The sequence below is a fragment of the Daejeonella sp. genome, from assembly GCF_049655485.1.
Taxonomy (GTDB): domain Bacteria; phylum Bacteroidota; class Bacteroidia; order Sphingobacteriales; family Sphingobacteriaceae; genus Daejeonella.
Genome location: NZ_JBASJU010000365.1, coordinates 50,545 through 60,801, shown reverse-complemented (window position 1 = coordinate 60,801; position 10,257 = coordinate 50,545). Strand labels below are relative to the sequence as shown.

The 10,257-nt window shown below is 44.1% G+C and carries 8 protein-coding genes; all 8 read right to left on the bottom strand.

The annotated features are described in order from the left end of the window. Positions 1-1,123: homocitrate synthase/isopropylmalate synthase family protein (locus tag WBJ10_RS15095; protein WP_424291751.1), on the bottom strand; the 1,123-nt coding region annotated here is incomplete at its 3' end. 45 nt (positions 1,124-1,168) lie between these two features. After that, positions 1,169-1,765 carry a 3-isopropylmalate dehydratase small subunit gene (leuD, locus tag WBJ10_RS15090; protein WP_424291749.1) on the bottom strand — a complete coding sequence of 199 codons (597 nt, stop codon included), beginning with the start codon at positions 1,763-1,765 and terminating at the stop codon, positions 1,169-1,171. Between the two features lie 32 nt (positions 1,766-1,797). Further along, the gene (leuC, locus tag WBJ10_RS15085; RefSeq protein ID WP_424291747.1) at positions 1,798-3,204 is read right to left on the bottom strand and encodes a 3-isopropylmalate dehydratase large subunit; all 1,407 of its coding nucleotides are present in this window, start codon (positions 3,202-3,204) and stop codon (positions 1,798-1,800) included. A 96-nt stretch (positions 3,205-3,300) separates the two neighbouring features. Further along, a complete protein-coding gene (locus tag WBJ10_RS15080; protein ID WP_424291745.1) occupies positions 3,301-4,809 on the bottom strand; it encodes a 2-isopropylmalate synthase in 1,509 nt (502 codons plus the stop codon). A 95-nt stretch (positions 4,810-4,904) separates the two neighbouring features. After that, positions 4,905-5,960, bottom strand: coding sequence for a ketol-acid reductoisomerase (gene ilvC / locus WBJ10_RS15075; protein ID WP_424291743.1), 1,056 nt, complete (start codon positions 5,958-5,960; stop codon positions 4,905-4,907). A 56-nt stretch (positions 5,961-6,016) separates the two neighbouring features. Then, the gene (gene ilvN / locus WBJ10_RS15070; RefSeq protein ID WP_424291741.1) at positions 6,017-6,637 is read right to left on the bottom strand and encodes an acetolactate synthase small subunit; all 621 of its coding nucleotides are present in this window, start codon (positions 6,635-6,637) and stop codon (positions 6,017-6,019) included. Between the two features lie 21 nt (positions 6,638-6,658). Beyond that, on the bottom strand, positions 6,659-8,395 hold the full coding sequence (gene ilvB / locus WBJ10_RS15065) for a biosynthetic-type acetolactate synthase large subunit (RefSeq protein ID WP_424291739.1): 1,737 nt from the start codon (positions 8,393-8,395) through the stop codon (positions 6,659-6,661). Positions 8,396-8,451: 56 nt separating this feature from the next. After that, positions 8,452-10,131 (bottom strand): dihydroxy-acid dehydratase, encoded by a 1,680-nt coding sequence (gene ilvD / locus WBJ10_RS15060; RefSeq protein ID WP_424291737.1) that lies wholly within the window; start codon positions 10,129-10,131, stop codon positions 8,452-8,454. Between the last annotated feature and the right edge of the window lie 126 nt (positions 10,132-10,257).

Genomic DNA, 10,257 nt, shown 5'->3' with positions numbered 1-10,257 from the left:
GAACATCAGAAATGATGTAAGGCAAATCTTCCCGCGTTACCGTTTCTTTTTGATCACCAAGTTCGATTACCCTTTGGGTTACTTTCTTAAGATCCTCATCGCTGAGTTTTAAGCCCAATTCCTGAAGATTTTTTTCAATGTTTGCCTTTCCGGAGGTTTTGCCGAGGGCATAGGTGCGCCGCCTGCCAAACCGTTCGGGTAAGAGGTCGTTGAAATAAAGATTATTTTTATTGTCGCCATCGGCGTGTATACCTGCAGTTTGCGTAAAAACATTTTCTCCCACGATGGGCTTATTAGCCGGGATGCGGATACCGGAGAAAGTCTCGACCAGCTTGCTGATAGTGTAGATAAATGATTCTTTGATTCCAATCTCTATCTCTGGCATGAAATCGTTTATCGTAGCAACAATACTTGACATGGAAGCATTTCCCGCCCGCTCGCCCATTCCGTTTACAGTTACATGCACGCCGTTCGCTCCGGCTCGCACGGCTTCCAGCGTATTCGCGGTTGCGAGGTTGTAATCATTATGCCCATGGAAATCGACATGCAAATTGGGATATGCTGATTTGATGGCTGATATAAAGGAAAAAGTTTCACCAGGCGTCAATATCCCGAGGGTATCGGGTAACAACACTCTTTTAACAGGCTGGGTTGATAGGAATTCCAGGTACTGATAAACATATTCCTGGGAATTTCTCATGCCATTACTCCAGTCTTCCAAATAAACGTTAGTTGAAATACCGTGTGTTAAAGCGGACTGAATGATGGCCGCGATCTCAGAAAAATGCTGTTCAGGGGTTTTCTTTAACTGATGTGTGAGATGATTCATCGAACCTTTAGTTAAAAGATTCTGGACTTTTACACCCGCCTTATTCATCCAGTCAATAGAAACGCCATTGTCAACGAAAGCAAGTACTTCAATACGGTCGGTATAACCGAGCGTATTTGCCCAATCCATTATAGCTTTTGCAGAAGCAAATTCTCCGTCAGAAACACGTGCAGAAGCAATCTCTACGCGATCTGCATTGAGTTCTTCCAGTAGGAGCTGAGTAATCGTCAGCTTTTCTGTAATGGAAAATGACACTCCGGAAGTTTGTTCTCCATCCCGAAGTGTAGTATCCATTATTTCTATTTTCCTTCTCACTTTTATAGCGTTAATTTTTGTTGTTTATAATGGAAGGTTTTGGGCAAATTGCTGGATTTCCCCTTTTATGTTTTGCAGGTAATCGATATCGTCAAATCCATTAAGCATATTGTCTTTTTTGTAGGGGCTAATTTCGAAATGTTCTTTCTCGCCGGATGCTATGATGCTGATGCTTTGTTCCGGAAGGTTTACTTCGATTTCAGTTTTTGGGTCTGCTTCAATTGCCCGGAAAATCTTGTCGGCAAATTCTGCACTAACCTGGACCGGAAGTACTCCAATATTCAGGCAGTTATTTTTAAAAATATCAGCAAAGAAACTGGACACTACACAACGGAATCCGTAATCATACACCGCCCAGGCTGCGTGTTCTCTGGACGAGCCCGAACCGAAATTTTTACCGCCAACCAGGATCTTCCCGCTGTATAGCGGATTATTAAGCACGAAATCAGGCTTAGGGGTATTGTCAGGATTGTATCTCCAGTCGCGGAAAAGATTGTCGCCAAATCCAACCCGCTCTGTTGCTTTCAGAAAACGTGCAGGAATGAGCTGGTCAGTATCTACATTCTCTATTGCTAGAGGAACTGCGGTACTTCTTAATACTGTGAATTTATCGTATGCCATTTTAATATCGTTTTACGGATTGAACCGCCAGATTAAACTAATTCTTCTATAAGGTTTCGTGGATCAGTGACCACTCCGGTAATAGCTGCGGCAGCTGCAACCAGGGGACTGGCAAGCATGGTTCGGGAACCCGGGCCTTGTCTCCCTTCAAAGTTTCTGTTTGAGGTACTGACAGCATATTTACCTGCCGGGATTTTGTCGTCATTCATCGCAAGGCATGCAGAACAGCCTGGCTGACGTAGAACAAATCCTGCTTCGTTAAATATGTCAAGTAATCCTTCTTCTTTGATCTGAGCTTCCACAATGTGTGAACCCGGAACCAGCCATGCGGTAACATGATCAGCTTTTTTCTTGCCTTTAACTATGGATGCAAATGCCCTGAAGTCTTCAATCCGGCCATTGGTACAGCTTCCCACGAACACGTAATCAACCTGTTTCCCGAGCATTGACTCCCCTTCATGGAAACCCATATAGTTCAATGATTTCTCATAAGTGGCTACACCGCCTTCCACGTCTTCCGCATCCGGGATGTTATGTGAGATACCCATGCCCATACCTGGATTGGTACCGTAGGTGATCATTGGCTCAATGGTGGAACCGTCGAAAGTGTATTCTTTGTCGAATACCGCATCGGGATCAGTTTTTAAAGTTTTATAGTATGCCAGGGCTCTATCCCAAGCTTCACCTTTAGGGCTAAATTCGCGGCCTTTAACATATTCTATCGTTGTTTCATCCGGTGCGATCATGCCGCCACGTGCACCCATTTCAATACTCAGGTTACAGACAGTCATCCGGCCTTCCATAGTCATGTTTTCGAACACATCGCCTGCATACTCAACAAAATAACCGGTCGCGCCGGATGTAGATAGCTGGGAGATTATGAACAAGGCAACATCCTTTGGTGTAACACCTTTTCCTAATTTACCATTGATATTAATCCTCATTTTTTGAGGCTTCGGCTGCATGATACACTGTGTCGACAATACCATTTCCACTTCTGAAGTGCCGATTCCAAAAGCAATAGCACCAAAAGCACCGTGAGTTGAGGTATGCGAATCGCCGCAAACGATAGTAGCTCCGGGCTGGGTAATTCCATACTCAGGGCCGACTACATGCACAATGCCATTTTTCTGATGGCCTAATCCCCAGTGACTAATTCCATACTCGTTAGAATTAGATTCAAGGGCTTTTAACTGGTTAGCTGAAAGCGGATCTGCTACTGGCAGGTGCTGGTTCCATGTAGGGGTGTTGTGATCTGCGGTGGCGAAAGTACGCTCGGGGTATAAAACTCGTATCCCTCTGCTTTTTAATCCTAAAAACGCCACCGGACTCGTAACCTCGTGGATCAGGTGACGGTCAATGAATAACACATCGGGGCCACCTTCGATCTTTCGTATTACATGGGTGTCCCACACTTTGTCAAATAATGTCTTGCTCATTTTATAAGTTATAAGTTCTACGTTATAAGTGGTTGACGCCTAATCCAACTTACACCGTCATTGGTCTTTGTTCCTTGTTCTTTGTTCCTTACTCTACTAAACGAATTTATTCAGCGCATCCAAATACGCATTTGCCGAAGCTCTTACTATATCTGTACTAAAGCCGTAACCCTTGTAAGATTTCCCTTCGTCTGTCACGCGCATATCCACCTTGCTCACATCGTCGCTTCCACTGTGGATAGCATGGATGTTAAATTCCTTTATATTGAAACTACGGCCGATGATCTTTTCAATCGCCTTTATGGTAGCGTCAACCGGGCCGTTGCCAACAGCGCAGGCTTTATGATCTTTGCCATTGTATTTCAAATCGATTGTCGCTTCCGGTGGAGACTGGTCGCCAGTTACTACCTGGAGAGAGTTGATTGCTAACCCGTTTTTGTAATTTTGTTCGGGCGCATCTCCCATAAGCAAGAGGATATCATCATCTCTGATTTCTTTTTTCCCATCAGCCATGGTTAGAAAACGATCATATACCTGATCAAGATCGATGCGGTCGACGGTATAGCCTAAGCGCTCCAAATGATGTTTTAAAGCGTGACGGCCGCTGCGCGCAGTAAGTATAATCTCAGACTGATCTATACCCACATCTTCAGGGTTCATGATCTCGTAAGTTTCGCGATGTTTTAGAACGCCATCCTGATGGATGCCTGAGCTGTGCGCAAATGCATTCTTCCCGACGATTGCTTTATTGGGTTGAACGGGCATACGCATCATCCGACTGACCATACCGCTCAGTTCGTACAGGTGTTTGCTGTTGATCTTGTGATGGAAATTAAGCGTGCTATGTGTTTTGAGAATCATGACAACTTCCTCAAGAGATGTGTTACCAGCACGTTCGCCAATCCCGTTAATTGTACATTCTATCTGGCGTGCACCATTCTCGATTCCGGCGATGCTGTTAGCTGTCGCAAGGCCCAGGTCATTATGACAATGCACAGAAATAATTGCCTGATCGATATTCTTAACATTTTCTTTCAGGTAGAGGATCTTTGCACCATATTGTTCCGGAAGGCAATACCCATTGGTGTCAGGAATATTAACCACCGTAGCCCCGGCCGCGATAACCGCTTCAATCATTCTGGCTAAATATTCGTTATCCGCCCTGCCAGCATCTTCAGCATAGAATTCGATATCTTCAACAAAGCTTTTTGCATATTTCACAGCTTCAACGGCGCGTTCCAGAATTGCTTCCCGGGTGCTGTTGAATTTGTATTTAATGTGATTATCAGATGAACCGATACCCGTGTGAATTCGCGGGTACTTGGCAAACTTTAAGGCTTCAGCAGCACAATCTATATCACCTTTATTCGCACGTGTTAATGCACAAATAATAGGCTCTCTAACGGCTTTCGATAACTCCACGACACTTTGGAAGTCCCCGGGACTTGAAATAGGAAACCCGGCCTCAATGACATCAACTCCCAGTTTTTCCAGGGCTTTACCAATCTCAATCTTTTCAACGGTTGATAACTGGCATCCTGGCACCTGCTCACCATCGCGGAGGGTAGTGTCAAAAATGTAAATTCGATTTGGGTCGTGTAACATGTTTTATTAGTTGTACGTGGTACGTGGTACGTTTTACGTTAAGTTCAAAGTGGTACGTTTGCACTTATAACGTAAAACGTACCACGTAAAACTTCTTATTTCTCCGGTTGATTCTCCGGTCTCAAGCTCCTTACCGCCTGACCAGCTTGCCATATTTCGCTGTCGCGAAGAGTTTTAAGTTCAGCTTCAAGTTTTACACGGTAGTCCGGCTGGCTGTTTAATTTAATGGTACGCTCCGCTTCTTTACCCGACGCTACGCTTTTGTACAATTCATCAAATACTGGCTGGGTTGCATCGCGGAATTTGCCTTTCCAATCCAATGCTCCACGCTGAGCTGTTGTAGAGCAATTTGCATACATCCAGTCCATTCCGTTTTCTGCTACCAACGGCATCAAACTTTGAGTTAATTCTTCAACGGTTTCATTGAAAGCTTCAGACGGAGAGTGTCCGTTTGTACGAAGGGTGTTGTATTGTGCTTCGAAGATGCCTGCTATAGCTCCCATCAAAGTACCGCGCTCACCTGTAAGGTCAGAGAATACTTCTTTACGGAAATCGGTTTCGAACAGATAACCTGAACCAACACCGATACCTAATGCAATTGCGCGTGTTCTACCTTTTCCAGTTGCATCCTGATGGATAGCAAAAGACGAGTTCAAACCTTTTCCTGCCTGGAACAAACGACGAAGGGAAGTACCAGAACCCTTAGGTGCAACAAGAATTACATCTACATCAGCAGGCGGGATGATACCTGTCTGATCTTTGTAAGTGATACCAAATCCGTGAGAAAAATAAAGTGCTTTCCCCGGAGTCAGGTATTTCTTAATCGTCGGCCAAAGTGCGATCTGGCCAGCATCTGACAAAAGGTATTGGATTATAGTCCCTTTTTCAGCTGCCTCTTCGATTTCGAAAAGAGTTTCGCCAGGAACCCAGCCATCAGCTATAGCTTTATCCCAGGTCTTTGAATCTTTACGTTGTCCAATGATAACGTTAATACCATTGTCGCGCAGATTTAATGCCTGACCCGGACCCTGAACACCATAACCTATAATTGCTATCGTTTCGTCTTTTAAAACTTCACGTGCTTTTTCTAAAGGAAATTCTTCGCGGGTTACTACTTCTTCATTAACTCCACCGAAATTGATTGTTGCCATATTCTTCGTTTTTACTTTGTTGTGTTGCTTATTTATGTTTTCTTGTTAGTATGCTTTTACATCGTGAAGATCTTCTGACCTTCATTGAGATATTCGTTTTCGGAAACTTCCTCTCCGGGTTCTAACCTTTCGAATTCACGTAGTTTGGAATTGAAGCCATCACTGTGTTTGATGATCGCCACGCGTGCGCTTCTTACGAATTCAATCAGGCCAAAGGGCTGAAGAATTTTGATGAGGGCATCAGTTTCCTCCCTGTGTCCGGTGGTTTCAAAAACGGTATAATCTTTACGGATTACGACAGCACGTGCGCCATTCTCACGAAGCAGGCGCTCAACGCTGGCCTTTTCTGCGATTATGTCTGTAGGGACTTTATACAAAGCCAGTTCCTGCCAGATCACATCTTCGTTTGTGTTGAAATATACTTTTAGTACTTCAACCTGTTTCTCTATTTGTCGTGCTAGCTTCCTAACCACATCTTCCGTTTCGTTTACCACGATATTAAACCGATGTATGCTTTCGATTTCTGAAGGTGAAGTGTTCAGGCTGTCAATGTTTATTTTCCGTCTTGTGAAAATAATTGCGATCCTGTTAAGGAGCCCGATTTGGTTCTCTGTGTAAACAGTGATGTTATATTCCTGCTTAAGCGGAGTCGTTTCAATATCTTTCTGAGTGCTCATATAATCTCTTTTTCCAGTATTCTATTTCAACCTGATTTCTGCGACACTGCATCCCTGGGGAACCATAGGAAATACATTATTTTCTTTTGTAACCATAATTTCAAGGAGGAATGATCCTTTATGATTAATCATCTCTTTAAGTGCATCATTCAAATTTTCACGTTCAGAAACGCACTTACCTGCAATACCGTAGGCTGCAGCCAGCGCTACAAAATCCGGGCTGGCGATGTCAACAAAAGAATAACGGTGCTCATTGAACAGTTCCTGCCACTGGCGAACCATTCCTAAAAAGCGGTTGTTAAGGATCATGATCTTCACATCAACTCCGCTTTGCATGATAGTCCCCAGTTCCTGTAAAGTCATTTGGAATCCGCCATCGCCTATAACAGCAACAACTGTACGGTCCGGGGCTCCGAATTTTGCTCCTATTGCTGCCGGTAAAGCGAATCCCATAGTACCTAAACCGCCACTGGTTACATTACTGCGGGTGTGGTTTAATTTTGCATATCTGCAGGCTACCATTTGGTGCTGGCCTACATCGGTTACAATCACCGCGTCTCCGTTTGTCAGCTGGTTTAATTGATGAATAACTTCACCCATTGTGAGCTCTCCTGTAGTTGGATGAAGTTCGGCATTGATGACAGCTTCCACTTCTTTGGCAGTAAAGTCGTTAAACTTTGCAAGCCATTCCGGGTGAGTTTTCTCCCTGATAAGTTCCGTTAGGGCTGGTAACGTTTCTTTACAATCTCCCCAAACAGGAACAGTCGATATTACATTTTTGTCAATTTCCGAAGGGTCGATATCAAGATGAACGATTTTAGCTTGTTTTGCGTACTTATCCAGGCGGCCGGTTACCCTGTCATCGAACCTCATTCCGATAGCGATGAGAACATCACATTCATTGGTCAATACATTTGGCCCGTAATTGCCATGCATTCCCAGCATCCCTACATTTTGCGGGTGGTCGGTTGGAATTGCACCAGCTCCTAAAATTGTCCATGCAGCAGGGATACCGCTTTTTTCAATAAAGACTTTGAATTCTTTCTCAGCCTCTCCTAGTATAACCCCCTGGCCCCATAAAACGAATGGCTTTTTCGCAGAATTGATCAAATCGGCGGCCTTCTGTATGTACTCCTTACGGATTATAGGTTTCGGCCGATAGCTTCTTATATGATCGCAAGGTTTATAACCTGCAAAATCGAATTTTTGTATTTGAGCATTTTTGGTAATGTCGATCAATACTGGTCCCGGCCTTCCGCTTTTCGCGATGTAAAACGCCTTACTGATTACTTCAGGGATTTCGGTGGCATCGGTTACCTGGAAGTTCCACTTGGTTACCGGGGTAGTTATATTAATGACGTCGGTTTCCTGAAAGGCATCAGTACCCAGAAGATGGGCAAAAACCTGTCCGGTGATGCATACCAGAGGTGTACTGTCGATCATGGCATCTGCTAATCCGGTAACGAGATTAGTTGCACCAGGTCCGCTTGTTGCAAACACCACACCCACTTTTCCGGAAGTACGCGCGAATCCTTGTCCTGCATGGATACCACCCTGCTCGTGCCTGACCAAAATATGGTTTAACTTTTCTTTATAGTCATATAAAGCATCATATATAGGCATGATCGCTCCGCCGGGGTACCCAAATATTACCTCTGTTCCTTCTGCTATTAGAGCTTCCAGTAAAGCTACAGAACCAGAAACTTCTACCGTCTTAATGTCCTCTGCCTTTGCTGTTTCCTGTTGCGCTATTTCCATAATAATATCATTAATTTTTATAGCGTCCGGTGTTTTGTGCCACCGAACACAATCATTTATGCTTCGTCTGTAACACAGCCTTCACTGGCGTTTTTTACTTGTCTGAAATACTTAAATAATACCCCATTTTTTACCGGGGGCTCAGGCTGTTTCCAGGCCGCCCTTCTTGCTTCCATCTCTTCTTCAGAGATCATTAGATTAATAGAGTTTTTAGTGGCGTCCAGTTCGATGATGTCGTTGTCTTTTACAAGTCCGATGTTTCCACCTTCGAAAGCCTCAGGAGTGATATGTCCTACTACAAATCCATGTGTTCCGCCAGAGAAACGACCATCTGTAATGAGGGCTACAGATGAACCGAGGCCCGCGCCGAAAATGGCCGAAGTAGGTTTTAACATTTCAGACATGCCCGGCCCTCCTTTTGGTCCCACAAATCTGATTACAACTACATCACCTGCTTTTACTTTACCGTTATTAATTCCGGCAATAAGTTCGAATTCGCCGTCAAATACCCTTGCTGGGCCGGTAAACTTTTCGCCTTCCTTTCCGCTGATTTTCGCAACAGATCCCAAAGGGGCGAGGTTACCATATAGCATTTGTAAGTGGCCTGTTTTTTTAACCGGGTTTTCATAAGGGAGGATAACATCCTGGGTATTAAAATCCAGGTCAACGGCATCTGCAACGTTTTCTGCAAGGGTCTTGCCGGTTACCGTCATGCAATCACCATGAACAAGCCCTTTTTTCAAAAGATATTTCAATACCGCAGGCATTCCCCCAATATTGTGCACATCTTCCATCATATACTTCCCACTTGGCTTAAGATCAGCGATAACGGATGTCTCATCACTTACTTTTTGGAAATCAGCAAGTTCAAGTTTGACTCCTACCGATTTCGCCATAGCGATAAGGTGTAATACTGCATTGGTAGATCCGCCAAGCACCATAACAGTAACTATAGCGTTATGAAATGCTTTTTGAGTCATGATATCGCGTGGTTTGATATCTTTTTCCAGAAGCGTACGGATGTGTTTTCCCGCCTCCAGGCATTCATCTTTCTTTTCCTGGCTAAGAGCTGGGTAGGAAGAACTGTACGGTAAGCTCATGCCCAACGCTTCAATAGCAGAGGCCATTGTGTTTGCAGTGTACATTCCCCCACAAGCACCAGCGCCCGGACAAGCATGTTCTATTATACCCTGAAAATCTTCTTCGTTCAGGTTCCCAGCCATTTTTTGGCCTAAAGCTTCGAATGCGGACACAATGTTCAGCGATTGGCCTTTATAATTTCCAGAATGTATACTTCCGCCGTAAACCATAATGGCGGGCCGGTTCAGCCTTCCCATAGCCATTATAGCTCCGGGCATATTTTTATCACAACCTGGTAGAGCGATTAAAGCATCGTAATAATGTCCTCCGCAGACAGTTTCTATAGAATCAGCAATAAGGTCGCGCGAAACCAAAGAAAAACGCATCCCTTCAGTTCCATTTGTTATCCCATCACTTATTCCTATGGTATGAAACATAAGTCCGACAAGGTCATTGTTCCAAACTCCTTTTTTAACAACCTGAGCCAGATCATTCAGGTGCATATTACAGGTATTGCCGTCATATCCCATGCTAACAATTCCCACCTGCGCTTTTGCGAGATCTGCTTTAGTCAGACCAATTCCATGTAGCATTGCCTGTGAGGCAGGTTGCGTCGGGTCTTGTGTTATTGTCTTGCTGTATTTATTAAGTTCCATTTATACTTTAATTGTTTTGCGTCTTCTGTCCTTCATTAATGTTCTAAAAAAAAAGCCTTTCGGTTAGAGGAAGGCGTCTGATTTTTTCAATAAAATGTTTGAATTTAGCGCCTATGCAAAGAGGAT